The sequence below is a fragment of the Methanospirillum hungatei JF-1 genome, assembly GCF_000013445.1.
GTDB lineage: Archaea > Halobacteriota > Methanomicrobia > Methanomicrobiales > Methanospirillaceae > Methanospirillum > Methanospirillum hungatei.
Window position 1 is genome coordinate 1,874,317 of the sequence record NC_007796.1, and the last position, 24,843, is coordinate 1,899,159.

The window sequence follows — 24,843 nt, forward strand, 5'->3', positions numbered from 1 at the left end:
CTTCAGTTCTTCTATTCTACATCCGGCGTTACATCGGTATCAATTCTTCCATCAACAAACCTGATGACCCGGTCAAAGTACTCCTCATGCCAGGGCTCATGGGAAACCATCACGATAGTTTGTCCATGCTCCCGGTTCAGACGTTGAAACAGGTCAAGAACCATTCGTGAAGAAGCAGTATCAAGATTGGCACACGGCTCATCGGCAAATACGATTGCAGGTTCATTCATCAGGGCTCGTGCAATCGCTACCCGTTGCTGCTGACCGCCGGAGAGCTCACGCTTCAGGTGATGAGCCCGGCCTGAAAGACCAACCTCTTCAGTAAGTCTCATAGCCCGATCCATCACCTGATAATAATCCATTCCCAGACCAAAACCCGGCACAGCGATATTTTCTACAACCGTCAGATCCTCTATGAGAGCATAGTCCTGAAAGACATACCCCATGGTTTCGAGTCGAAACCGGGATCGTTTTTCATTGGAAAGCAAAGAGACGTCTGTTCCGGAAATCAGAACCTTTCCTGAGCTCTGGGAGTCAAGCAATCCGATGAGATGGAGAAATGTGGACTTTCCACTTCCGGATGGCCCCATAACTCCCACAAACTCTCCTTTCTCTATCCTAACCGAAATCCCCCGTAATGCATGAACGCTGACATCACCCATCGCATAGGTTTTTCGAAGGTCGCAGGTCTCAATCATCGGTTCACCAGATCCAGAATATCTTCAGATGTTGCCTGCTTAGCAGGAATAAAACCGGCTATCAGGGAAACGAACCCAAGAACCATAAGAGAAGGAAGAAGGACAGTCAGATCAAACACCGGATACACTGCACCGGCCGGAAACTGAAGAGGAAAAGCCCTGAAATATTCACTCAGACACGTAAAGAGTGCCACCCCGCAGAGAGCACCACATCCATAGATGACGGCCACCTGAACCAGGTAGTCCCTGATTATATCCCGTTCAGGAATACCAATGGCCTTGAGAATGCCTATCTGTCTTCTTTGATGGGTTGTGTTGATGTATACTACAATAAATATGACAATGCTTGCAATAACGAGGGAAAAGACCAGCATGATTGAATTCAGGAGGGAGAAACTCTTCAATGCGTCACCAATTATCCCTTCTCCTTTTTCGGTTACCGTCTTGATGTCATCACGAATTCCAAACTCCATAAGCCGTATCTTGGTCTGAGCAAGGGTCTCTGCACCAGATGAGCGGATGAGAATGAGAGACGATTTGTCAGTCGGTCCAAGTACTGATTCCATCTCTTTTTGTGTGATGAATGCTTCATTATCAGCAGAGATGGAGCCTGTCTCAAATATCCCTGCCACGGTCATTTTCCTGACAATGCCGTTCTGAAATGTAACTTTTAGTGAATCACCGGCATGAACCCCGCCCAGCGATTCCATTTTATCCTTTTTTTCATCATCATGACCGGCAAGCACTGAACCGAGCAGAATCACATCAGTGTCTCCATCAGAGAGATACCGACCTTCAGTTATCTTCCCAAAGGTCTTTGTGACACGTTCTTCATCAGACGGGATAATTGCGACAACCCCCCGTGATAGAATCTTTTTATCCGATTCCAACGAAGTACTGACGATCATATGTGACGAGGTTGCAGCGATACCGGGAGTCCGCTCGATGGTTCTGACCAGCATATGAGTATCTGATAGAACCTGATTATCATCATCCGGTTCGATAATCAGGTCAGCATACTGGTAATCACTGACCTGCTGATTATATGCCCCGGTAAGTCCTGCGGTAAGGGATGGCATAAAGACCATTAAAACAAAGGATAATGCCACGATCATGATAGTAAGGAGAAATGTCCCCTTATTCCCCCTTTGTATTGCACGAACAGCCAGATAAACCGGAATATTAACCGTCTTCATACCGTAGGCTCCGACTGCCGGCGACGATATTCCACGATACCACCACCGATGAGACACAGGATAATAACGGCCGGAATGAGCAGTGGATTTCCCCTGGGCGCAATAGTCAGCGAAAGAGTATCATCCATGACATATTCCGTCCCTTCATGTTCCATCCTGATCATTATCGGGATCTGATAATCCCCGGCGGGAGCTTCCTGAAGATAGAATACCGCAGGGCCGTCATTATCCGGTTCAATCTTCCCGACAAAGGCCTCTTTTGTCCCTTTTACCGGGGCATCGATTACTGCCCTGACTCCATTTGCATCCCCGGTCCCCGTGTTCTCAATCCGGACGATGAGCGAGAAGGGCATTCCTTCCGATATCCGGACCGGATCTGAAGTTACTGCTGCAATGGCAAGATCCGGTTTCCCGGAAATTTTAACCGGCACCTGTTCGGTCTGTGTCAGGATCGTCCCTCCTGCGGTACTATACCTGAGGGTGCAGACAAGGAGCGATATTCCCTCTGGTGTCTTCCGGCTCGTTGAGATCGTAAGAGGGATGCTCACATCCTCACCTGGTCCAAGGCGGGATATATGGGTTATAACCTTGCTGGCTACAGAGATTTCAGGGCTTGCCGGGCTGATATTCACCATAATTTCTGATGCAGCCGTATCACCGTCATTTTGGAGAATAAGAGTCCCTTCTGCATTTTCACCAGGTATTACCGAGTCAGGAATCTCTTTTGTTATCTGGAGGGCAGGATTCTTCTGTACCAGGCTGTCATCATTGACATTCACCGGTATCGGGTATTTCAGGCTCCTTCCTCCTTCGGTTGCGATATGCAGCTCTGGAAAGTAGATTCCTGATTGATGCGGAGCCTGCACCAGGAATGTCAGGGGTACTGACTGCCCAGGACCAACCTCTCCGACCCGGCGGTAATCTCCGGACTCCACCCGAAGCCCGTTTCCAAAGAGGGAGACATCTGATAGGTAGACATTGATATCCCTCGTCTCGGTTACCGACTGCCCGGTTGTCTGATCTCCACCGGTTTTCGTTACCGATGCACCTTTTGCGGTGTTTGATACCTGGACGGTAATGAGAGCAGAGCCTCCGGGCATGATCACGTCAGGTCTGACCTCATACGAGGAGATTACAATGGTCGGTTCACTTGCGGTCACAATTCCCGTAAGTCCGATCCCCGCCAGAATGATAAGGAAAGATATGAGGATGCAGACCTTTCGGTAATGAACAGTTTCTGTTTTTAGCCGGTATGAAAGGAGAGATACCGGACATGCTGACATTTGCGTCATTTATAATAACATAGATGTCATTATACTGACATAAATGTTACTGACGAACGTGTCATTATATTATCTCACAACCAACATTCTCCTATGCCTCGGGTAGTCCCGGAATATAAAAAAGAAGCAAAGAAACGAATACTGGAGGTTGCCACCCGGATAGTTTTTGAAAAAGGGTACCAGCATGTGCGGATGGATGATATTGCGAAGGAAGCAGGAATCTCCAGACCCACCCTCTACCTCTATTATGAAAATAAAGAAGCCCTCTTTCTTGAGATCATCAAATCCATCATCGCCGATGTCAGTTCTATGGCACAAGAGTCCATACAGTCAGGTGAGATCCAGTCCCTTGGAGATTTTTTTGCAGAGGCCAATAACCAGTATAGGAACCAGTTTGCGATGATCTTTGAGGTCATGGCAGGACTCCCAAAAAAACACCGGTTAATTTCAGAGATTGCCCTGCTTCATGACGAGATGATACATCAGATCGCTATGTACCTTTCGATGCGGTTTCCTGACCGGCCAGTGGAAATTGACCCGGAAATTATGGCAAATGCTATGCTTGCCCTGTTTATTGGTCTGCAGATAAGGCAAAGACTCGGTCTTGATCCGGAGAAAGCAGCACGAGTATGGGAAACAGTAATATCAGCCCCGTTTCAAATTAGCAGAACTTACCGAGTCTAAACCCCTACGAAGAGAACATGACCGACCAGGCCGATCTTATCCTTCGAACACTCACTCCCGGTGAGGATATCCCATATAATCTCCTCTTACTCGCTGATGAGACAAATTATGAAGATGCGATCTCCCGGAGTTATTATGCCTTGTATTATGCAGCCAAAGCTCTGCTCTCTTCAAAAGGGATTATTACAAAAACCCACAAAGGACTCATTACTCAAATCAGTGACCATTATGTGAACAATGGTCTTGTGGATCATCAGATCTGGCATACTCTGGCCTATACCGAATCCTTAAGAGAATCAGCAGATTATAGTACCGGAGAACAAATCACAGAGGAAATATCACTAGATGTTATCGAAGAGAGTAAAAAAAATTCATTCAGGTATGCGAAATTCTGGTTTTACGACAAAGATAAGTTTAACAATAAGTTCATGATCCCAGAAAAAAATAGGGGTGGGTATCAACAATACACTTTTACCTCCCCTATCCCCTCCCCTTCCCCACCTTACGGATTACTCTCCACAAGCCGGACAGGATTCACTGCTTCAGTCGGCATCCGACCGCCAAACCCCCAGGGTCCCTTGTACACCCCGTCCGGAGCGAGATCCCTATCATGTTCCTTCAGCCAGTAAAACTGATGGTGGTATACATACACCCCTTTCGTGTTGGAATCCCTCCGCTCCACCAGCTCATGCCCGATAAGTTTCCCAAACTGTTGAAATTTCTTTCCCATCGTTTTCACCGGAAACCGGGAAGAAAGACTGATGTAGAGTGTTTTTCGAAGATACGAATAATTCAGTGGATTATCAAGCCAGGTAATCATAGTGGATTCTCCTTTTCATACAGATATTTCATTTCATCCAGGTGTTTCTGACAGACCTGGTTATACGGCCGATCCGGGATCCAAAACATCGCTGATGACCGGGTTGAAGCGGTGCATCCCTTGCACCTGCAGTATAATTCTGTTCGGTCCTCATCCGGAATAGGAACATATGCATGGACCGGAAGGTCAGGACTCATACCATGATATACAGCAAATTCCTGGAAGATGGTAAACTCTGACAGGGCTCGCGATGTGTCTTCGTGGGCAGGCTGCACCAGACCATCTCCAGGCTGAGAGAATCTTTGTGCATCGCCACCATTCGGTTTATTAAACGATTCAATACCAGCCATTTCAGTTTGGAGAACCTGATATTCAGGGCCTCTCAGGCATTCCGGACAATCGGGGATCTCTCCACCAGACTCATCATAATAATACCGTTGCATAATCTCCAGCCATTTCCTTCTGGTTGGAATCTCCAGAGCCCGGATATTTTTTATCCCATGTGCAGTCTGAACCCGCTTCTGTCTGCTCACCATACCGATGCCTCCAAGAGCCCGGGAGACACTTTTTGAACTGCACTTCAGACCTTCGGTAATCATTTTGGAGGTAACCGCCTGAATTCGTCCTTCATAGTAATATTTACCAAATTCTGGATCGCTGATCAGGATTTCATCGCCCAATGCCAGGGAAAGAACATAATTGAACATAATACCTTCATACGATTCAGCCCGTGTCCGCTTGATCTCCTCCTGCCGGCTTTTGAGGTACCGTAAAAACCGCTCCTGCCCGTCAGGAAAGAGAGTCAGAATAATGGAGAGAGGTCGTGCCATCTGCTTGAGTCGTCCTTCTATTCCGTTTCCTATACAGGAGAGCATGCATTCTTCTGAAACACGGGGCCAGTGCTCAAGAGTAAACCTGGCAATAAGAGCCCTTATTACCGCTACCTCCTCTGCATACGTGGATGGAAGTTCAGGAGGAATATCATCCCGTGTGGTCTCATCCGGAGAGAAGGAAAGACACCGCCCCTCGGTTGCGGTATCCTGGAACGGCTGTCTCATGGCGATGAGTTTGGGACCAAACGGATCAAAGAGATGAACCCTCGAAACGTCGTTTTTATCGGTCAGGATGAAGAAATTATCCTTTTCAAATCCGAGATTCAGGTACTTGATAAGGGGAGATGACTGATCACCTTTCAGATCTGATTCATCAATCAGAAGTGTTCCCATCCATTTCTCTTTAAATCGCATGATGCCGGAGATTGAAGACGCCCCTGATGCCCGGATTGGATAGAAACAAAGATCAGAGATAACTTTTAAAAACCGGCTCTTTCCTTTCCCGGTATCACCAAGGAACCGGAGATAGGGCGTGGTGCTGCATTTTGAGTAATACCAGGAGTACAGGATATAGTAGACAAATAACTCATAATCATGCTCGTCAGCATCCAGGTATCTGAACAAATGATCCCTGATTCGGGCATATAATGCACCGGGTGTCAAAAGTTCTGCCTTTTCCAAAAGATCAGTCCGTGGAATTCCGACAATATAACTGGTCGTACCCCGATCCTGATGAACGGGGAGCTCCGGAGGCATCGTGACTATCCCGGACGGATCGGTCTCTTCGCTTGAAAATACCACGGTGCCATCCTGCAGGTGAGCATATGAATACCGGACATCCGGACTGATACAGGTAAGGTAGAGGACCCCGTCTTTCTCAAAAAAGGGAATATGCCTGATTACCTCCTCTTCTTCCGGGGTATCAAACAATTTCACGGTTTTGATATAGGAATATGCCAGATCCTTGATCTCCGAAAGAGCCCCATAATCCAGTCGTTGATACTCTTTCAGCTTCTTATTCCGGTTCTGCAGGGTTTTAATAACTGCATCGGAGGGTTTTCGGTTGGAGAGCAGATAGACAGCAATATCCCAGAACTCCTGTCTCATATCTCCTTCTTCAGGAGGATCCATGGTGAAAAGGTATGCACCGGATTCTTTTACCTTTGAATAGGAGCGGTCTCCTGCCATACCTAAAGCTCTTCTCATCGTATCAGTGAAGGGGGAATGAATTGTCATTACTTCGGTCATGATCTCCTCCGTGATCTCTTCCAGGCAATCCGTTCTAAAAACCTGACTTCAGGCTTTTCCCGATCCAGCACCTCCAGATGCCGTCTCATCACATCCGAATCATATGTCCCGCCACAGGACATAATTCCCCGGCATATGGCATCCCAACCGGCTGCATCATACCCGGCAGCACACCGGAAACAGTAGACAACGCCTTTGTAAGGGTTCATCGCCACATTTCCTCCTGGTGACGTGCTCCCATGAACCGGATGCACTCCCCGGATCTCGCTTCCCGCTATCCTGGCATCCCGTGGGAGGTTGTCCATGACAGAGAGACCATACCGCTCGGTAATTGTCTTTCCTCTGCTTTGTACAGGGGCATGAGATTCCGGTTCAGGGATCGAATCAGCGAGAGCCGGGCTTATGATTCTGGCGATATTCTCAATTTCAGACCATCTGACGGTCATTATGGACGCATCAGGATCATATATTTCATACCGGTTCCCATTCGGATGCAGAGAGCCAGGTCCGATACACTGACCACCGGTTTTCTCCATTCCAGCCGGGAAGAAGAGTTCAACGATGGTATGGTCCAGAACGTTACGGATCGAGAGTTTGTGCCCCCGGAAGTGAGCAGGAATATCCGGACAGGAGACGATGGCCCGGTATTTATGCCAGTCAGGCCATGCTGAATACCGGAATGTCTCCCTGACCAGATCCTTCCCGCCTGCTGCATGAAATGTCCCTCTATCATCCACGTCAAGAGAGAGGATATCTGAACCGGGAGCAGGATAATACCCATAATTCCCACCATGTTGCAGATGTACGGCCAGAATGGGATCATCAGACCGCCTCCCCTGTGATACCAGGTTCCAGCCCTTGTACGTCGGGCCCTTCTCCCCGGCCGGAACCATGACATAGAGCAGGTCTTCACGCTGCATCTGCCTGGGTATACCAGAGCCATGGGGTACAGAGGTTGTTGTTTTACTCATTGAGTCCCCCTCTGGACCCCACAGCATCAAGGATGTCATGAATCCAGTTCAAAGATAGTTCATCAGATCGTTTTTGATTAATACTGGGATCTTCCATTTTTTCTCAATCCTGTCGATATTAGCGTTTTCCCATAACGGCGATCGTGGAAAAGAACACATGTGTGCTCATTTCTCTCTACTCTCGTTATCCGTGCTTCCATATAAGCATTGGTATTATAATACTATGTATTAATTCATAGCAATATATTCATAGTAATAAGTTCATATACATAGGTCATGACTGAAGGGAGAACGCGGGGTCAGGGCAACAATCCAGGGGTTACGAAACGAAAGATTATCGAGATTATCTTAAAGCAATCTGAACCTACCCCGGAACCATTGATTCGGGACAGTATTGCCAGCGATCTTGGAATAAAAGAACCAAAGAGTACAAAGATACAACTCGCCGCTGCAAAGGAAGAAGGGATTCTCCTGAAAGATACAAGAAGCGGCGTGAATTACTGGGATATTGATTTTACTTCTGAAGCTCTTCTTGGATATGTCATTGACATCATCACCCTGATGCCGGGGAAGGATCGGGTCCCGTTCTTCTCCTCTTTATATGTTCAGGACCTGGTACTGAAAATGGCAGGGTTTTTGGCACGGACAAATCATCCAAAAACACGGGTCGGATATTACAGCACAAAATTATCTGAATACTGGGGCTTTTTGAAGAGTGAGCCGATTCATGAGACTTTGGATGAAGAATTACCAGATGACGTTCTCCGGGCCGTGCGGTTTTACCAATGGGTGGTAACCCGCTCGCCATCCTTTTTCCTGTATTCATTTCAGGATGCAGCCCAAATCGATCCGTTCCTCGAATCTATCCTTGCATCATACATACACAAGGCTGAATGGAGAGATTTTGATCTCCTCTATTTTGTCGGGACGATGGGGCTCATTATCGATTACAGCAGGGCAGATGAGCGATACCGGGATGAAATAGCAGCATTCCTGGGAGAGAATTCACGCGATATCTTCAATCACACATCCATAAAATATCCCGACCGGTTATTCCGGAATATGATACAGGCACATGAGATGATGCAAGAGAGGCATACCATTCCCACCACTCAAGGGGGTTCCCAGAAAGCATTTCGAACGAATTTGAATATGTTTGAGAAATTATAGGGATTTAACGAAAAGAAGGCATTGTAGCAGTTGTAACACTTGTAGCAGCTCTATGGAAAAGAGACCTGAATAGTTTTTCATCAGTATCTGATCTGAATCCGGGTCTGAACATGCAGAATATCTGGAAAATATGGACGGGTCTGAATTCATAGATTCAGACGAGCGATTAATAGACCATACCTGGATCGATTACAACCCCTTCTTTGAAAATGCCCTGATTACCTCTTCACAAACACCAAAGGCATCACATTCTGATATCTGCATGTAATAATAATTATGTCCATGTTCGTTAATATTCGCTCGAAAACCCTGGCTATCCCAGTTTTGCTGAATACCCTCCCGAAACTCACCTGCCGGTAATGTATCGCTGGCACAGAGTTGTTGCAGGTGTCTGACTTCGTGAGCTACCGTTCCAATAAGGACAGCAGGATCTTTCCAAATCTCTGAATCAGGTCTTATGAGGATGGTCTTATCACTGTCAATAAAAGCTGCCTCCTCTCCAGGATTCAGTTCTTCTTCATCTGCAAACCGAACTTCATTGAGATATTCTTTGTCAAATTTAAGAGCTTCAATTATCGCATTCGCGATTATATTTGCAAATTCTTTCTTTTCTTTGAGGTCCCTTGGTTCATCCTTCCATGAATCTAATTTTTTTTGTACTTCGGGATCTTTTGTTATGGTATCATAGATTTTTTGAGCTACCCGGAGATGCTCACCTTCTGGAATAGGGGTTCCAAATATCGGATATGCACTCTCTATTTGCACCCAGTTCCTATCCCAGTTATTTTTATCGGGATTTTTTTCAAAATATTGCACAGGTATTGGGTCATCGTCCGGATATCTCATAGAATATACGAAATTTCCATCTGGGCTTATAGACCAGTCATCTGGGTACTTATCAGAGCCCTTCAAATTTTTATTCAAAGATGAAATAACTGCATTTGCAGCGTTTTTCAATGAATTCTGTACATCCAGTCCCTTATTTTCTTCTTTTCTCTCTTTTTTATCAGCATTGTGTTCTATTTCAGGGGTTTTTTCAATATCTTCTTTTTTGTCAGGTTCAGCGGATTGTGTATTAGTATTTAAATAATAATTAAGAGAAATATCATTATTATTTAGGTTTTCCGAATCCCTTTTTTCAATATCTGTCTGTACATCATGGGTTTGGGATTTTTCTGATATCATCTCATCCAATGATGGATTTTCATCAGGCGAAGATATTGTATTGGAATGGTCTTTTTCTTTAACAAGATCTGGATTTTCGTTTATCAGAGTATTTTTAATCTCATTCCATCTTCGCTCCAATTCTTCCTCTGAATACGTTGACTGGGTAGTTACGTACCCAAACTCATTGAGATAAAAGACGGTCTTGGTTTTCGGATCATAGAACTGATTTGTCTTTTCGTCAATGATTATCTCATCAGATGCTTTTGATTCATTCACATGAACATCCGGAATTTCTGTGGGCTTTGGGGTACTTGTCAATGGAGGGTATTTATCGTTATCAACGTCATAATCACAGACCCCATTCCCATCAAGGTCAATGTAATCCTTGCAGATGTGTGGTGAGTTATGAAAACAGGTTGCTGCTGAGGTGGGAACACTCCACAGAAGAGATAGAATGAGAGATAAACAAATGAGTGCAAGAAAGGAAGACTCACTCTCATTGTTGCAGGATCAAAAAAGTCTATCGTCTATCTCTGGATGGTATATCCATCAGAGATCATGGAGAAAGTATATCAATCACTCATGAATGATATGGCTACATCGTTAAAAATATTTTAATTTTTTATGCAAAATTTTTTCCGGATTTGTTCGATTTAGCGTGTCAATCCCTCTTTGTTTTCGTGTTCTCTCTGTCGGTATGTGAATGCCATCCCTGTGTCGTGGGGGAGGAAATCATACAACCTGGTGATTGGAAGGGGATGTACCTGCTATTTTTCAATATCCATCAGTATCCAGCACTTCATCGAATTCCTCACACCGAAATTTTTTACCAGGGTCTCTTTTCCATAGAACTGCTACAACTGTTACAACTGTTACACGGGCGTTAAATTGGATAAAAATGCTTTAATGCTCCAATAATGATTAAAAGTGATAATTCCGCTCAATACTGAGGAAGGGGCTCGATTAGTCAACCTTTTTATATAATGAATTGTGGAGACAGTGTTGCCACAATTATGAATCATGAGATTATTTCTCCCCATAAACGGTTTTTGCACCTTTTGGAGACACGAATGGGATAAGATAAAAAGGATACCCAGATTTACAAATTTTTCCGGGGTGTCTTCCATAAGTAGATACTTACTATTCAATAAATCATAGATATTAAGAAATTATGAGCGATAACCTGATGAGTTACCATTGCATATAATAGGTAAGGAGGAACTGGGATGTTAAGGACATATAAGGCGATTATAAGAAATAATTATGTTGAATGGGATAACGACATTCATGAAGTAATAAACTCAGATAATCCTGTTTCAGTGTATATTACTATTTTAGATGAACCCAAACCAGATAATAATACCGAAAGAGGCAAATGTATGGTTTCAGCTTTGAACAAGTTAGTTAAAATAAAAGCATTTGGCGATGTTGATGATCCTGTTGAGTTCATACGAGAGATGAGGCAGGAGAGAGAGCTACCGGGAAGACAAGATGCTGATTGATAGTAATATAATCATTTATGCCATGCATCCCGATAAGGAAATTGTCCGTAAATTAATTGAGAAGAATTCACCCTTTGTCTCCGTTGTCAGTTATGTCGAGGTACTCGGATATCATAAATTATGTGAAATGGAACGGGAATATCTCGAAGATTTTTTCAAAAATGCGAAAATGTTACCGATTTCTCAAAGCGTTTTAGATTATGCAGTAAAACTCAGGCAAATAAGAAAAATGACATTGGGAGATGCTCTCATTGCTGGCACTGCACTAACTCATGATATTAAATTAGTTACCAGAAATATTACCGACTTTCAATGGATTGAGAACCTAGAGTTAATTAATCCATTTGAATAGATTATTGCATTTATTGTAGATTTAGTTCCTTTCATCGTAGTGTATGTTGGATAAAATATAAGATCAGTAACCCTCCCACCAGAATACCTACAATTATTTGTGCAGGTCTCTTTTCCATAGAACTGCTACAACCGCTACAACTGTTACACGGGCGTTAAATCTGATAAGGATAGCTCAATGCAACCATAATGCTGAAAGGTGATAATTCCGCTCAATACTGAGGGAGGGGCTCGATTAGTCAACCTTTTTATATAATGAATTGTGGAGACAGTGTTGCCACAATTATACTTGAAAGGATAGATCTCGTCATAGAGAAATTTTTGCTCCATTAGGTGACACGAATCTGAAAAGATGAAAAGAGTAATTATTTATAAGTTTAATTTCTCTTACTATAAAAAAATGCTGCCATGAAAACGGTACAATTTATGGGATTTTAATTTATCAATAAAAACATTTTTCTATGTCTATCATTATAGAACTTATATCGTACAATCATATTACCATCCGCGTTTTCAATAGCACCTCCAATTTCTCTCCAATCCAGATACCATGACCGTGAACCAGAATCCTGAACAGATAGCCAGGGACACCATCGACCGGAAATTAAATGAATCCGGGTTCGCGGTTCAGCATAGAAAACATATCGACTGGAAGGTATTTTCCGGTATTGCGGTCAGTGAGTATCCGACCGATGCTCTGCCTGCTGATTATGTTCTGTTTGTGGACCTGATTCCTGTTGGGGCTAATGAAGCGGTATAAGAATTAAGAGCACAATAAAGGGTACAGGATTTAGACAGCCATATAAGGGGATTACAGAGTATATCATGCCACAACTTGAACTCATCGAAGCAATCGAGAGACGCCTCTGGAAATCGGCGGATAATCTTCGTGCAAACTCCAACTTTGCCAGTAACGAGTACTTCCTTCCCGTGATGGGTCTTATCTTCCTTCGTCATGCATACAGTCGGTATCTCATGGTGAAGGATGAGATAGAGAAGACCCTTCCAAAGCGTGGCGGAAAAACCCGTGCTCTCACGAAGGAGGATTTCTCCCAGAAGAGTGCTATTTATCTCCGGCCACAAGCCCAGTATGATTACCTGGTCTCTCTTCCGGATAGCAGTGACCGTGCGGGTGCAATCATTGCGGCGATGGAATCGATAGAGGAGGATTATGATCTTGAAGGTGTACTGCCAAAGGAAGAATACCGTGCTCTTGAGAATGATGTCCTGAAACAGACTCTTCAGATCTTAAACCCGGACGAACTGAAACAAGCTTCCGGAGATGTGTTCGGCAGGATATATGAGTACTTTCTTACCCAGTTTGCCGACCTCAAAGCCCACGACAACGGAGAATTTTTCACCCCGGTATCTCTGGTATCACTCATCGCCAATATCATAGAACCGAAAGAAGGTATTGTGCTTGATCCGGCCTGTGGTTCCGGAGGTATGTTTGTCCAGAGTGCTCATTTTGTAGAACGGCTGAACCAGAGTCCGACTGAACATCTGACCTTCAAAGGGATGGAGAAGAATGCAACGACCATCCGGCTTGCGAAGATGAACCTGACCGTTCATGGTCTGGAAGGAGATATCATGAAAGCGATCACCTATTATCAGGATCCTCATGAACTCTTTCAGAAAGCGGATTATGTGATGGCAAATCCTCCGTTCAATGTTGACGAAGTGGATGCCGATAAGGTAAAGAACGATCCCCGTCTTCCGTTTGGTCTCCCCGGAGTTAATAATCAGGATAAAGTCTCGAATGGGAACTATCTCTGGATCAGTTACTTTTACAGTTACCTGAATGAGAAGGGCCGGGCCGGGTTTGTGATGTCTTCCCAGGCATCAAGTGCAGGTAGGGACGAAGCAAAAGTCAGGCAGAAACTTGTGGAGACCGGAGCGGTTGAAATCATGGTCTCTATCAGATCAAACTTCTTTTACACCCGTACGGTTCCCTGTGAACTCTGATTTTTAAACAAGGCCAAGCCGGAAGAAATGAAGGATTCGGTCCTGATGATCGATGCCCGGAATATCTTCCGAAAGGTAACACGGAAGATCTATGATTTCAGTCCTGAGCAGGAACAGAATATTCTTGCGATCGTCTGGCTGTACCGGGGTGAGACAGGGCGATACCTGGAACTTGTATCCCGGTACTGTGAGACGATGCTGAGAGAGGCTGAATCATCGGTCAATTCCGGAGATGAGAACCTTTTCAATCAGTTCTGCCAGAAGATGACTCTGTTTTTAGACACCGCCCGGCCCCATATCATCAGACTTTCGGGGGATTATGCAGCAAAAGAGATCTTCTCCGAGCTTGAAGGAGAGAACGCCCAGTTATCTAAAGAGATTAACGGATTTGCGAAGGGTACATCTCATGAACTGAAACTCTGGGAGAAGCAGGATACCTCAAACGGGGGGCTAAAGAAAGCAGTTGACCGGCTTTCTTCTCTTCCGGATAGCAGTCATGCACTGGTAACCCAGGTAGATCTGATATCAAAACTTGCAAACCGGCTTATGGAGACGTGTGAGAAGGAGGGTCAGGCAAAGGGGTCTGATCTCTGGTCAGGTCGGGATTTGAACAGGATTCTGAAAGATGCTGAAGGTGTCAGGGAGGAACTAATTTTCGATCTGAAACAGGTCAGATACTTTTGGAAACAGGCTCACTGGCTGGTTGAGCGGTTCCCGGACGGAACATACCGGGATGTGGAGGGTCTGGTAAAGCGGGTCTCCCGGTCAGAGATTGCAGCAAATGACTGGAGTCTTACTCCGGGGAGGTATGTGGGAGTTGCTCCGGAAGAGGTGGATGAGGAGTTTGACTTTGAAGAGGCTCTCCGGGATATTCATATCGAACTGGAAGGCCTGAATGCAGAGGCTGTAGAACTTGCCGGGATAATACAGAAGAACTTTAAGGAACTTGGGATATGACCGTGGTTCTGACTGACGAAGAGATAAAGTCCCTTATCGGTGAAGAGAAAAGAATCCCACCGGACTTTTTCCCGACATTTCATCTTGTCAGAAAGGGCGGCCACAGGGAAGGGAAAAAGGATCTCTCTGGTAGTCAGGGCAACCATTTTCGCGTGATTGTTCGTCAGGGGTGCTTTAATCACCTAGACTTTTCCATTGGTCTTTTATATTTTCCAAAAAATTCTAACAAAGCGTTTATCCTGAAGAAATATAATGGAAAGAGTCATCAGCATACAAATAAGATTGAAAAAGAAACATTCTATGATTTCCACATTCACACCGCCACTGAACGATACCAGGAAGAGGGGATAGACTGTGAAGACGGATATGCAATTGTCTCCGACCGATATTGTGAGATTACCGGAGCAATGAGATGCATGGAAGAAGATTGTGGATTTGTTATCCAGACAGATAATGTAACTCTTGATGTATTCGGGGTGAATAATGACGAGTGATGTAATCCTCCAGTCTTTCAGGCAGACCGTCTGCCATGATCTGACTCTTGTACCTGAAGGTATTGAGAGGTACCGGGTTTTTTCTCCGTTTATGTTCCATGATGGAGATCACCTTGCCCTCGTTCTGAAACGGGAAGAATCCGGATGGGTTTTGAGTGATGAAGGTCACACGATGATGCATCTGTCATACCGGATGGAGTATAAGGACCTGACACAGGGGAAAAGAGGGGAGATAATAGATTCAATTCTGGCGAAACATGGTATTCGTGACCGTGATGGAGAGTTTATCTGCCCGGTTCCTGATACCCAGTATGGAGACGCCCTGTTTCAGATGGTGCAGGGACTTTTGCGAGTGAGTGATATATCATTCTTATCACGGGAACATGTCAGATCTACCTTCCGTGATGATGTTTCAGCATATATAAATGCATTACCCGGTCTCTCCGGACAGGTAACCTGGGAATGGCATGATCCAGTTCATGATCCGGAAGGAATGTACCCTGCCGATGGGTATCTTACGGGTTTAGATGAGCCTACCGTCCTGTTCCTGCTCCAGAATGATGACCGGGTTCGGGATGCAACCATAAACCTTCTTCAGTATGAAAAGTGGGGGGTCCCGGTTCATTCGGTTGCAATATTTGAGAACCAGGAAATGATTAACCGGAAAGCACTGGCAAAACTTTCAGATGTCTGTGATAAGATGTTCTCGAACTTTACCGGAAACAAGGACAGGATTCGTCAGTACCTGGTACATGTATAGAAATGATTGGTATGGGTTATCTGATGGGGATGTCCTGTAGTTCTATTTTTGGTAATGGTTTATCAAGATCTGACTTCTCCGAGTTGGATTATGAGAAATGTTTGAATGATCCAATTGTGGAGTCAGTGACTCCACTATTTTCATTTGAAGGAACGGTCTTTATCTCCCGATATTTCCTTGAGTTGCCGAAGAAAGAGGAGGTAGAGAGGTTTATTGAAAGGCAGATTCGGGGAAGGGTATGAGATGATTGTTTCGTGTTACGTATAAAAATCTTTGTGAGTTAGATGCCACAAATGAAAACAAATTGCTTAAAGGGATGGAAAAAAGTGCCCTTATGCGATATTGCTAATATTACAATGGGTCAAAGTCCACCGTCGGAATATTATAATAATGAAAATTTAGGTTTACCTTTTTTTCAAGGTGTAACAAATTTTGGAGACCGTTACCCCAAAGTTACTATTTATTGTACAAAAGAGCAAAAAGTAGCTAATCCTGGAGATATCTTATTTAGTGTAAGGGCACCAGTTGGGCGGATAAATCTCGCCCCTGAAAAATTGATAATTGGAACCTCACCTCCCGAAAACCTTTAGGCGCATAGACTTAATACAGTCAAAATTTCTCTATTTTTCTTACTGACTTTAGATTGAATAATCTCTCCCTGAGATAGTACAAAAAGTTTAACCCCCTCCGATAATCCGCGGTGTACAAAGAAGATTTTAGAATTATTTCACTATTCGCGCGGCTGATAAACTTGGATTGTAAAAGTGCAATGCGAATTCAATCCTTTTAAGAATTAAGAAACAAACCGAAAGATCAAAGATAAAAGAGGGAGAATTCTATTTGATAATTTTGAAAACTCCCATAATAGTAGACACTTCTGATCATAAATGGATTTTGCTGAAGAAAATTCTAGGTGTTTTAGAGACACGCAGATGCCGCCAAGAAATTGCAAAATTTGGGATAAAACCAGCAAATCAGGCTTACACGAATTTAGCTATCTTATTGCTGTCAATGTTTTTTTCAGTAGAAATTTCCTATGCAATAACGGAAATTGAAAAAAGAATAGAATTGCAGCAATTTTTACGAATAGATAATATTCCTACCCCTAACGGTGTTTATCGTTTCATGAGTCAATTTTCTGCAGAGCAATTTATTTCAATGACTCATGGTATTTTAAACGCAGTTTGCCCCAAGAAACGACATTATTTTCGAAAAACAATAATCATTGATGGGACATCGCTGTCTGTAGATATAAATTGGTTCAGAAAACGCATTCAAAAATCAAAGTTAGTAAATAAACCCTATAATTGGCAATATTCTCCTTCTAAGGGATTTTATATTGGTTTAAAATTAACACTTGCGATCGATCAGAATAATCTTCTTCCCTTAGCGTTTCTTGTTCATCAGAATCCAGTCGCTGATTCAAAAATATTCCCGTTAATTCTTCAAGAATTGAAACGGAGGAGGATTTTAAACAAAGGAGATAGAGTGTTACTCGATCGTGGGTACTATTCTTACAAAAATTATGTATTATCATTGATAGAATACAGTGTAATTCCTTTAATTCTTCCGAAAAAAGGATTTTAAGTGGGATCCCATCCTTCAGAAAGGCATGAATAAACGGCCTGATAGAATCGGAAACTCCCGCTTTTTCTGCTGAAGTCGTCATCTTTTTATACTTGTACAAAGTAGGATCCATCATAAAGACTTCAGAATCCAAGGCGGTGATCATGAGCCATCACCTGACTCTTCATGCATCTTTCGTAGTTTTACGAAAAAACGGGTTGATTCATACGTACTGAAACGGTTCTTATAAATGGATTTCTTGAGCCATTTAATCGCCTCCATTTTTTTGTTTAACCGTTACAATAATGATATGTATGGAAGATCGCGGTTCTGTTTCTCCGCAAGACGGTGTGCAAATGCAATCGCCTCATCACCTCTTCCCGACCGCTCAAGTGCCATCTCTATCCAGTCTGCATTGTCCAACAAGTCAGCATCTGAAGAGGACCCGATCGTATTCTTCCCTTCTTTGTCCTTCCCAAACAGACTGTCAGCTACCTTTGACCATTCAGATTCAGGGTGTGAGCGATTGATAAAACCCCGAATATCATCGGTCAGATCGTACTCATCTTCCCTGATTAACTCAATCGCAGACAAAACCTTCTGATGGACCGGAAGATCCGAGAGTTCGAATGCTTTTGCAACAACCTCCATACAATCCGAAATTTGAGAACTGATTGAACCTGATTCATCATCCATCTCAAGCTGAGCAGCGGCTTTTTCAAGGAGGAACCGACCAAGGTGGATAAGATCAGCATATCGCTTCGCCTCAAGCAAAGCGGAGAAACTCTCATAGATACCGGAGTAATCCGGCATATCCTCTTCATCCATCTCATACCAGTCAGAATAGGAGACCTCCTCTGAGGTTACCAGTTCAATTTCAGCAATTACCGCCGATAACGATGAATCGGATGAACTCTCCTCAATTCTCTGTCGCCGGTCAAGGGACACCCCAATATCATGCCCCTCAAGCCCGGAAAGGATGATAGATATCAGTTCGTCTTTGAGAGCGACTGTAAATACGCTGTCATGTCTTTCGTTCGGTTATGAATAACCGGAGCAGGAAGAAGAAATTCCTTCGATCCCGAATCAAGAAGCGTATGATATGTCCGCTCATACTCCTTTTCAGGAGGTTTTGATACCTCAATACCCCGTTTTAACCGCTCGAGATACTCCAGCATCAATGCAACGCCATGTTTACAGTCCAACCCCACCGGACAGGTACATCTCGAGGAGAGACTATCTGATACTGATACTGATACTACCGTATCATACTCTTTGGTCCCCTCTACCGACCCGCAGATAATATCGTCAGAGATCTGATATACGCTTGATACATGCCCGGATCTTTGATATGATCTCCCTCTTGAAGCCGTCTGTTGTCTCACCCAGGAGTTCAGATCATGATAGGAGAGATCCCTGAACTGTTATAATAAAGAGCTCTCCCCTGGAGCATATCAACGGATGGATCGATACGATCAATCCCATTATGTGAGCAGAAGGAGACTATGTATGCACATCTGAGGAGCCCTGAGTGACCGCGAAACGACCAGCACCAATCCACGATAAAGAAGAAGAGACCATACCCGATACTTCGCTTCCGGTCTTTCATGCCCTGATTTACCCGGCCGTTGAAGGGGTAGCGATATGTGCCGAATATATAACTGATAAACCTGCACCGGTCAGGAAAAAAGGCTACGCAAAGGATAAACCTGGCGAATATCCATATTCCCTGGATCATACCGCCCTTAAAACGCTCATAGAGAACTGTTTTGGAGCATATGATGACCTGAAGGCTACCAGATGGATTATCTATCTCCCCGCTGAAGAAACGGTTCCTCCTTCCTCTCAGTTCTCATCAAAAAAGAAGCCATCACCAAAGGAGAAAAAACTCCCCCTTGTTCCGATGTATATCCCCGTTCTTCTCTGCCCGTATGAAACCTTTTTTCAAATCTGGAAAGCCGCTCAGAATACAGATAAAAATTATATTGCTGGCGATTCCTTCCAGTACATCTCCATTCTGATGGAGAGTACCGTCCGGCTCATACAAAACGGACGGTTCAAACCATCTCTAGAACGGACCTTTGCCGGATATCATGCCGTATGGGTACCTGCCCTTTCTCCTCAGGATATGGAATGGGTATCAGATTTTTCAAGCCGGATGCCAACGGTCTGCAAGTACGCTATCCCCCGGGTCGCAAAAGATCCCTACATTTATAAACCTGAGACCAGATTAGAGAAATTCATCGTTGAGATGATGCGGGTGATCATCCGTACTGCCCTTGGTGGTTATACACTGAAAGAAGAGACAGATCCCTTTTATGAACCCTCAGAAAACGAGATGCAGTTCATGACTGACCTTCTCGGGGTAACCGACCCAATAAGGAACAAAGGATTTGAGAGAACTTTCTTACGGGCGATGCAGGACTGGCTGACCTTCTCAAGTTCAGGACGGTTTGCTCCCTTTGAGTTCTGCATGATCATAAAAGATCCACCAGAAGGACAGACAGAACCATGGGATTTCACTCTCGCGGTCAGATCAGAGGCAGAACCATCTCTTCTCATCCCGGCAGAAATAATCTGGGAATTGCCTGATCACCAGAGCGGGCTCTTCCCCCAGGCAGCCTATCTCAAACATATCCTCCTTGCTGGTATCGGGCTCTTGACCTCATCATCATCGGCATTATGGCGTCCCCTGTCCGGATCGAAACCCACCGGGGGAAGTATGACCCTGAAAGAGGCTGCAACGTTCTTGGGTTCAGACCTCGCAAGAGCCAGGAGGAAGGGAGTAACGGTGCTCCTGCCAGACTGGTGGACTGATACGACCTATACACCACGGGTTGAAATCCATGCAAGGCGGCGGGATCCCACCCATACGCAGACACGGATAGGACTGCAGGAACTCCTTTCTTTTGATTACCGGATTGCAATCGGTGATGAGTCATTTTCACCGGATGAGTTCTGGGAAAAGGTAAAAGAAAAGGCTCCCTTTATCTGGCTGGGGAACCGGTGGATATCCTTTCATCCGGATGCGATACAACATGCCCTGGATTCTTTCAGCAGGCATCAGAGCAAAGGAGGGGATACAATAGGAGATCTGCTCCGGCTCTCCCTGAAAAAAATGGAGGATTCCGCGGTACCGGTATCGATTCATGCAAAAGATGACTGGGTTGCGGATCTTCTGGATTTTTTCAGGACCGAAACAAATCAGGCAGTTCCAGTCCCAAAGAAATTTAAAGGGATACTCAGGCCATACCAGGAAGAGGGGTTCTCCTTCCTTTGTCAATGTACCAGAAGGGGCTTTGGAGCCTGCCTTGCAGATGACATGGGGCTTGGAAAAACTCCCCAGACACTTGCATGGCTGGTCTATCTCAAGGAGAAAGAAAAACCCACGACTCCGTCCCTCCTTATATGCCCGATGTCGGTTGTTGGGAACTGGGAGCGGGAGATACAGCGGTTTGCGCCATCACTCCGTTCATGGGTGCATCATGGGACTGACCGATGCAAAGGCGATGATTTTGTGAGACATGTCGGTTCATATGACCTGGTCCTGACCACCTATCATCTGGCAGCACGGGACGTAGACCACCTCAAAACCGTTCCCTGGTCTGCAATCATTCTTGACGAGGCACAAAATATCAAGAACCTCCATGCAAACCAGACCGTAGCAGTCAAATCTCTCACCGGTGAGAGACGGGTTGCTCTGACCGGAACCCCGGTGGAGAACCGGTTACTCGAACTCTGGTCTATCATGGACTTTTTAAATCCAGGATACCTTGGTTCACAGAGTGCATTTACAAACCGCTATTCCCGCCCGATTGAGCAGGAAAAAAATACGGAACTGATACAGGAATTAAGGTCCCTCATCCGTCCGTTCCTGCTCAGGCGGATGAAAACAGACAAGCATGTTATCGATGATCTTCCGGAAAAGATGGAGAACCGGGTATATTGCACCCTCACACCCGAACAGGCAACCTTATATCAGGCTGTTGTGCTTGATATGGCAAAGAACCTTGATAAAGTGGAGGGTATTGCCAGGAAAGGGGCAATCCTTGCTGCGATCACACGACTGAAACAGATCTGTAACCATCCGGGACGTGTTGGCAGGGATAAAACAATAAAGGCTGAGCGGTCCGGGAAGGTGAGCCGGCTGCTTGAGATGATTGAGGAGATCACTTCCGAAGGGGACTCAGCACTCATATTCAGTCAGTATGCAACATTTGCTGAGGAACTGGCAGGGATGATAGAGAAACAGGGAGATACGCCCGTTCTTCTCCTGACCGGGTCAACACCACGGAAAAAACGGGAACAGATGATAGAGGAGTTTCAGGCCTCAACCACCCCGATAATCTTTGTTATTTCTCTGAAAGCCGGGGGAACGGGTCTGAACCTGACGAAAGCGACTCATGTGTTTCATGTAGACCGGTGGTGGAATCCGGCGGTTGAAGACCAGGCTACTGACCGGACGTACCGGATCGGACAAAAGAGAAATGTCCAAGTTCACCTGATGATAACCGCCGGAACCCTGGAGGAACGGATAGATCTGATAAACCAGGAGAAACGGACGCTTGCAAAGGAAGTCCTTGCACAGAGTGATGAGTATCTGACAAATCTCTCAACAAAAGAACTTCTGGAGATTGTATCACTTCGTGACAGTCTCTTTCGCGGGGAGGATGCATGAGGAGACGCAAGAACCGATGGTGGATCAAATCCATTCATGATGTTCCTGAAGAAAGAAAGATCCGGCTGAAAGCTCAGGATGGCCCGGTTGGGACGTCATGGTATGCACGGGATTTTGTCAGGGCAATGGAGGCTGTTGCAGAGAAGAAACGGCTTGCCCGGGGCCTTGACTGTGCCAGGAATCATGAGGCTTCCAGACTGGTATTCAGGCCGGGATGGATTACGATCGGGATCAGTTGCTCCGGGTATACGATTCGTGATGTTGACTTTTCGGTTACCGAGTTCGTAAAGCCTGAATGGGATAAACTGATAAATACAATTGCTGCAGATGCATCTCTGACCGGGGCACTGGTATCCGGGGATTTCTCCGAACATTTTGTTGATGAACTCCGGCGTGTTGGTATTGACCTGATCCCCTCGAGTGGCCAGGGATTTTACTGCTATTGCAACTGCGGTGACCATCATGATCCCTGTATTCATCAGATCGCCGCACGATATTTTATTGCAGAGGCACTGGATGATGATCCCTGGAATCTTCTGTACATCAGGGGAAAGAGCAGAGATGATGTGTTGAATGCGGTACGGCAGGTCAAGTCGGTTCAAACAGAGACGGTGAGCAATAGTGGCGGGACACCGGTATCCGGATTTTTTCCTTCAGGGATCTCACTCCCAGAAAAGGCCGCTCCTACCGGGTTTTTCACCTGTGAAGGGGAGGGTCCACTTGTCCCAATCCAGAGAGAGTCGGTACGGGTCATTCCTATAAAGTTGCTTGGAAGATCTCCCTATTATTTTGGGAGAGAAAACATGGCAGATGCAGTTACAGAACTGTATTCCTCTATCTTTTCATATGCAGACTCAATTCTTCCCGATGAAAAGGAGGAAGAGGAGTGATCGCTCTCTTCCCTATCCCTTCCCGAGTACAGGGTTCCAGATGAACAGACTATTTGTATGATGTGATACCCAATAAGAAGAGGCCACCCATCCCCCGTGTAGGAGAGGATATTCGGAAAAAGATGGGCTTGTGCTCTATGGATGAACTGGTTGCCTCTGGTGAAACCTCATTAGGAGGTCCCTCTCACTTATTCAATGGTTGTTTTAGTAGTACGACCAGACCATTACCCGGTCCAATAATTGCATATAGCCAACAAAGAGGAGACACAACTATTATTACTAATAAACGAAAAATAGATTTTTGTTTATTGGTAATATATGATCCCTCATCACACTCTGAAAGAAGTCATTGCAGATCAACTGAAACGATTTACGAATCAGGACCCTGGTATACCACGGAGAATCGATCCTGAACAATACCGTAACAAGGATAGGATTGTCGTCATTTCCGGAGTCAGAAGGTCTGGAAAATCCACTTTCCTGAAACAATTATCCCTTGGATTTCCCTCATTCTTATATCTGAATGCTGATGATGACCGGTTGATCGGTGCTGCTCCAGAGGATCTTGCATCCCTTCTTTTCATCTGGGAGGAATTATATCCTGGAGTAAGAACGGTCTTTTTTGATGAGATCCAGAACATCCCCGGATGGGAACGGGTTATAAGAAGGATGCATGATGATGGATACCGGATTTTCCTGACCGGATCAAATGCACAGATGCTCAGTAGTGAACTTGGAACCCATCTTACCGGGAGATATGTACGGATTGAACTTTTTCCCTTTGGATTTGATGAGTACTGCACATTTCATCAATTCTCGTGGAATCCATCAGGCATTCATACCACCAGTGAATCTGCTGCTGCTCTCCGGCTTTTCTCACAGTACATTGATGACGGGGGATTTCCAGAATATCTGAAAGATCCGGATCCGGAGATCCTGCAAAGAACATTTGATGATATTTTATTCCGTGATGTTATTGCCAGATATGGGATTCGTGAAGTCAAATCATTCCGATTATTATGCCGATATTTATATTCAAATATGACGAGAGAAGCAAGCCTTACCTCTCTGGCTTCTGTCGTGCAGATGAAAAGTCCTGTTTCCTTAAAGAACTGGATCGGATACCTGGAAGACACCTATCTTATCGGAACTCTCTCTCCCTTTGAATATTCAATGAAAAAACAACTCTCAAGGAACCAAAAATATTACGGAATCGATACCGCTCTCCGAAACGCTGTATCTTTCAGGTTTTCAGATGACCACGGCCTTCTCCTTGAAAATATTGTATGGCTGGAACTTCGCCGGAGAGGATATGAATTATACTGGCTGAAAGGAGAGAATGAATGTGATTTTATCGTAATTGAACAGGGAAAAGTGAGTATGGCGATGAAGGTATGCTGGAACCTGTCCGATGAAAACCGGGAACGGGAATTCAGTGGCCTTATGGAAGCATGCACCCCATTTCATGGATCAACGGGATATCTGCTCACACTCCACCAGGAAGAATCACCAGCAGGGGGGATTCGGGTCATGCCAGTCTGGAAGTGGATCCTGGAACGATAAAAATGTAATTCATTTCCGGGTAAGGAACGAGAATCATTGAAAGCATA

The 24,843-nt window shown here is 44.9% G+C and carries 22 protein-coding genes and 2 pseudogenes; 15 read left to right on the plus strand and 9 right to left on the minus strand.

What is annotated here, in order from left to right; translation table 11 throughout:
- Window positions 1–11: 11 nt before the first annotated feature.
- Genes MHUN_RS08635 through MHUN_RS08645 form a run of 3 tightly spaced genes read right to left on the minus strand, consistent with a single transcriptional unit; the run spans window position 12 to window position 3,177 of the window.
- Window positions 12–698: an ABC transporter ATP-binding protein gene (locus MHUN_RS08635; protein WP_011448649.1), complete on the minus strand. Its 687-nt coding sequence runs from the start codon at window positions 696–698 to the stop codon at window positions 12–14.
- Window positions 695–1,894 carry an ABC transporter permease gene (locus tag MHUN_RS08640; RefSeq protein ID WP_011448650.1) on the minus strand — a complete coding sequence of 400 codons (1,200 nt, stop codon included), beginning with the start codon at window positions 1,892–1,894 and terminating at the stop codon, window positions 695–697. The genes MHUN_RS08635 and MHUN_RS08640 overlap by 4 nt, the downstream gene beginning before the upstream one ends.
- The gene (locus MHUN_RS08645; RefSeq protein ID WP_048067399.1) at window positions 1,891–3,177 is read right to left on the minus strand and encodes a COG1361 S-layer family protein; all 1,287 of its coding nucleotides are present in this window, start codon (window positions 3,175–3,177) and stop codon (window positions 1,891–1,893) included. The genes MHUN_RS08640 and MHUN_RS08645 overlap by 4 nt, the downstream gene beginning before the upstream one ends.
- 93 nt (window positions 3,178–3,270) lie before the next feature.
- Here MHUN_RS08645 and MHUN_RS17535 point away from each other — a divergent pair, with 93 nt between their 5' ends.
- Both MHUN_RS17535 and MHUN_RS20020 read left to right on the plus strand, forming a co-directional pair.
- Window positions 3,271–3,861, plus strand: coding sequence for a TetR/AcrR family transcriptional regulator (locus MHUN_RS17535; protein WP_011448652.1), 591 nt, complete (start codon window positions 3,271–3,273; stop codon window positions 3,859–3,861).
- A gap of 17 nt (window positions 3,862–3,878) precedes the next feature.
- Window positions 3,879–4,208, plus strand: a pseudogene (locus MHUN_RS20020) (HEPN domain-containing protein); the annotation flags it as partial.
- A 155-nt stretch (window positions 4,209–4,363) separates the two neighbouring features.
- Here MHUN_RS20020 and MHUN_RS19510 read toward each other — a convergent pair.
- Genes MHUN_RS19510 through MHUN_RS08665 form a run of 3 tightly spaced genes read right to left on the minus strand, consistent with a single transcriptional unit; the run spans window position 4,364 to window position 7,733 of the window.
- On the minus strand, window positions 4,364–4,681 hold the full coding sequence (locus MHUN_RS19510; protein WP_239441511.1) for a DUF6009 family protein: 318 nt from the start codon (window positions 4,679–4,681) through the stop codon (window positions 4,364–4,366).
- Entirely contained in the window at window positions 4,678–6,762 is a 2,085-nt protein-coding gene (locus tag MHUN_RS08660) for a hypothetical protein (RefSeq protein WP_011448654.1), read from the minus strand. The genes MHUN_RS19510 and MHUN_RS08660 overlap by 4 nt, the downstream gene beginning before the upstream one ends.
- Window positions 6,759–7,733, minus strand: coding sequence for a hypothetical protein (locus tag MHUN_RS08665; protein WP_011448655.1), 975 nt, complete (start codon window positions 7,731–7,733; stop codon window positions 6,759–6,761). The genes MHUN_RS08660 and MHUN_RS08665 overlap by 4 nt, the downstream gene beginning before the upstream one ends.
- Window positions 7,734–8,009: 276 nt before the next feature.
- Between MHUN_RS08665 and MHUN_RS08670 the strand changes: the two genes are divergently transcribed.
- Window positions 8,010–8,903, plus strand: a complete 894-nt coding sequence (locus tag MHUN_RS08670; protein ID WP_011448656.1) for a hypothetical protein — start codon at window positions 8,010–8,012, stop codon at window positions 8,901–8,903.
- Between the two features lie 189 nt (window positions 8,904–9,092).
- Here MHUN_RS08670 and MHUN_RS08675 read toward each other — a convergent pair whose 3' ends face one another.
- Window positions 9,093–10,208 carry a hypothetical protein gene (locus MHUN_RS08675; protein ID WP_143709436.1) on the minus strand — a complete coding sequence of 372 codons (1,116 nt, stop codon included), beginning with the start codon at window positions 10,206–10,208 and terminating at the stop codon, window positions 9,093–9,095.
- 1,088 nt (window positions 10,209–11,296) lie between these two features.
- Here MHUN_RS08675 and MHUN_RS08680 point away from each other — a divergent pair.
- The 9 genes and pseudogenes from MHUN_RS08680 to MHUN_RS08720 all read left to right on the plus strand — a co-directional run.
- Window positions 11,297–11,572 carry a hypothetical protein gene (locus MHUN_RS08680; protein ID WP_011448658.1) on the plus strand — a complete coding sequence of 92 codons (276 nt, stop codon included), beginning with the start codon at window positions 11,297–11,299 and terminating at the stop codon, window positions 11,570–11,572.
- The gene (locus MHUN_RS08685) at window positions 11,562–11,924 is read left to right on the plus strand and encodes a type II toxin-antitoxin system VapC family toxin (RefSeq protein ID WP_011448659.1); all 363 of its coding nucleotides are present in this window, start codon (window positions 11,562–11,564) and stop codon (window positions 11,922–11,924) included. Before MHUN_RS08680 ends, MHUN_RS08685 begins: the two co-directional genes overlap by 11 nt.
- Before the next feature lie 549 nt (window positions 11,925–12,473).
- Window positions 12,474–12,683 (plus strand): hypothetical protein, encoded by a 210-nt coding sequence (locus MHUN_RS08690; RefSeq protein WP_011448660.1) that lies wholly within the window; start codon window positions 12,474–12,476, stop codon window positions 12,681–12,683.
- Between the two features lie 65 nt (window positions 12,684–12,748).
- A complete protein-coding gene (locus MHUN_RS19215; protein ID WP_204222932.1) occupies window positions 12,749–13,888 on the plus strand; it encodes an N-6 DNA methylase in 1,140 nt (379 codons plus the stop codon).
- A 27-nt stretch (window positions 13,889–13,915) separates the two neighbouring features.
- Entirely contained in the window at window positions 13,916–14,845 is a 930-nt protein-coding gene (locus MHUN_RS19220; protein WP_204222935.1) for a hypothetical protein, read from the plus strand.
- The gene (locus MHUN_RS17545) at window positions 14,842–15,339 is read left to right on the plus strand and encodes a hypothetical protein (RefSeq protein WP_011448661.1); all 498 of its coding nucleotides are present in this window, start codon (window positions 14,842–14,844) and stop codon (window positions 15,337–15,339) included. The genes MHUN_RS19220 and MHUN_RS17545 overlap by 4 nt, the downstream gene beginning before the upstream one ends.
- Window positions 15,329–16,099, plus strand: a complete 771-nt coding sequence (locus MHUN_RS08705; RefSeq protein WP_011448662.1) for a DUF1828 domain-containing protein — start codon at window positions 15,329–15,331, stop codon at window positions 16,097–16,099. Before MHUN_RS17545 ends, MHUN_RS08705 begins: the two co-directional genes overlap by 11 nt.
- A gap of 293 nt (window positions 16,100–16,392) precedes the next feature.
- Window positions 16,393–16,689 carry a restriction endonuclease subunit S gene (locus MHUN_RS20025; RefSeq protein WP_052288861.1) on the plus strand — a complete coding sequence of 99 codons (297 nt, stop codon included), beginning with the start codon at window positions 16,393–16,395 and terminating at the stop codon, window positions 16,687–16,689.
- Between the two features lie 229 nt (window positions 16,690–16,918).
- Window positions 16,919–17,683 (plus strand): annotated as a pseudogene (locus MHUN_RS08720) (transposase); the annotation flags it as partial.
- Between the two features lie 279 nt (window positions 17,684–17,962).
- Here MHUN_RS08720 and MHUN_RS08725 read toward each other — a convergent pair.
- Together MHUN_RS08725 and MHUN_RS08730 are read right to left on the minus strand one after the other, a co-directional pair.
- The gene (locus MHUN_RS08725) at window positions 17,963–18,613 is read right to left on the minus strand and encodes a hypothetical protein (RefSeq protein WP_048067401.1); all 651 of its coding nucleotides are present in this window, start codon (window positions 18,611–18,613) and stop codon (window positions 17,963–17,965) included.
- A 41-nt stretch (window positions 18,614–18,654) separates the two neighbouring features.
- Window positions 18,655–19,050: an SWIM zinc finger family protein gene (locus MHUN_RS08730; RefSeq protein WP_011448665.1), complete on the minus strand. Its 396-nt coding sequence runs from the start codon at window positions 19,048–19,050 to the stop codon at window positions 18,655–18,657.
- Window positions 19,051–19,196: 146 nt separating this feature from the next.
- On the opposite strand from MHUN_RS08730, the gene MHUN_RS08735 reads away from it, so the two are divergent.
- The 3 genes from MHUN_RS08735 to MHUN_RS08745 all read left to right on the plus strand — a co-directional run bounded on the left by MHUN_RS08735 (window position 19,197) and on the right by MHUN_RS08745 (window position 24,796).
- Window positions 19,197–22,343 (plus strand): DEAD/DEAH box helicase, encoded by a 3,147-nt coding sequence (locus MHUN_RS08735; RefSeq protein ID WP_011448666.1) that lies wholly within the window; start codon window positions 19,197–19,199, stop codon window positions 22,341–22,343.
- Window positions 22,340–23,233, plus strand: a complete 894-nt coding sequence (locus MHUN_RS08740; protein ID WP_011448667.1) for a zinc finger domain-containing protein — start codon at window positions 22,340–22,342, stop codon at window positions 23,231–23,233. Before MHUN_RS08735 ends, MHUN_RS08740 begins: the two co-directional genes overlap by 4 nt.
- A 318-nt stretch (window positions 23,234–23,551) precedes the next feature.
- Window positions 23,552–24,796, plus strand: coding sequence for an ATP-binding protein (locus MHUN_RS08745; RefSeq protein WP_011448668.1), 1,245 nt, complete (start codon window positions 23,552–23,554; stop codon window positions 24,794–24,796).
- Window positions 24,797–24,843: the final 47 nt, after the last annotated feature.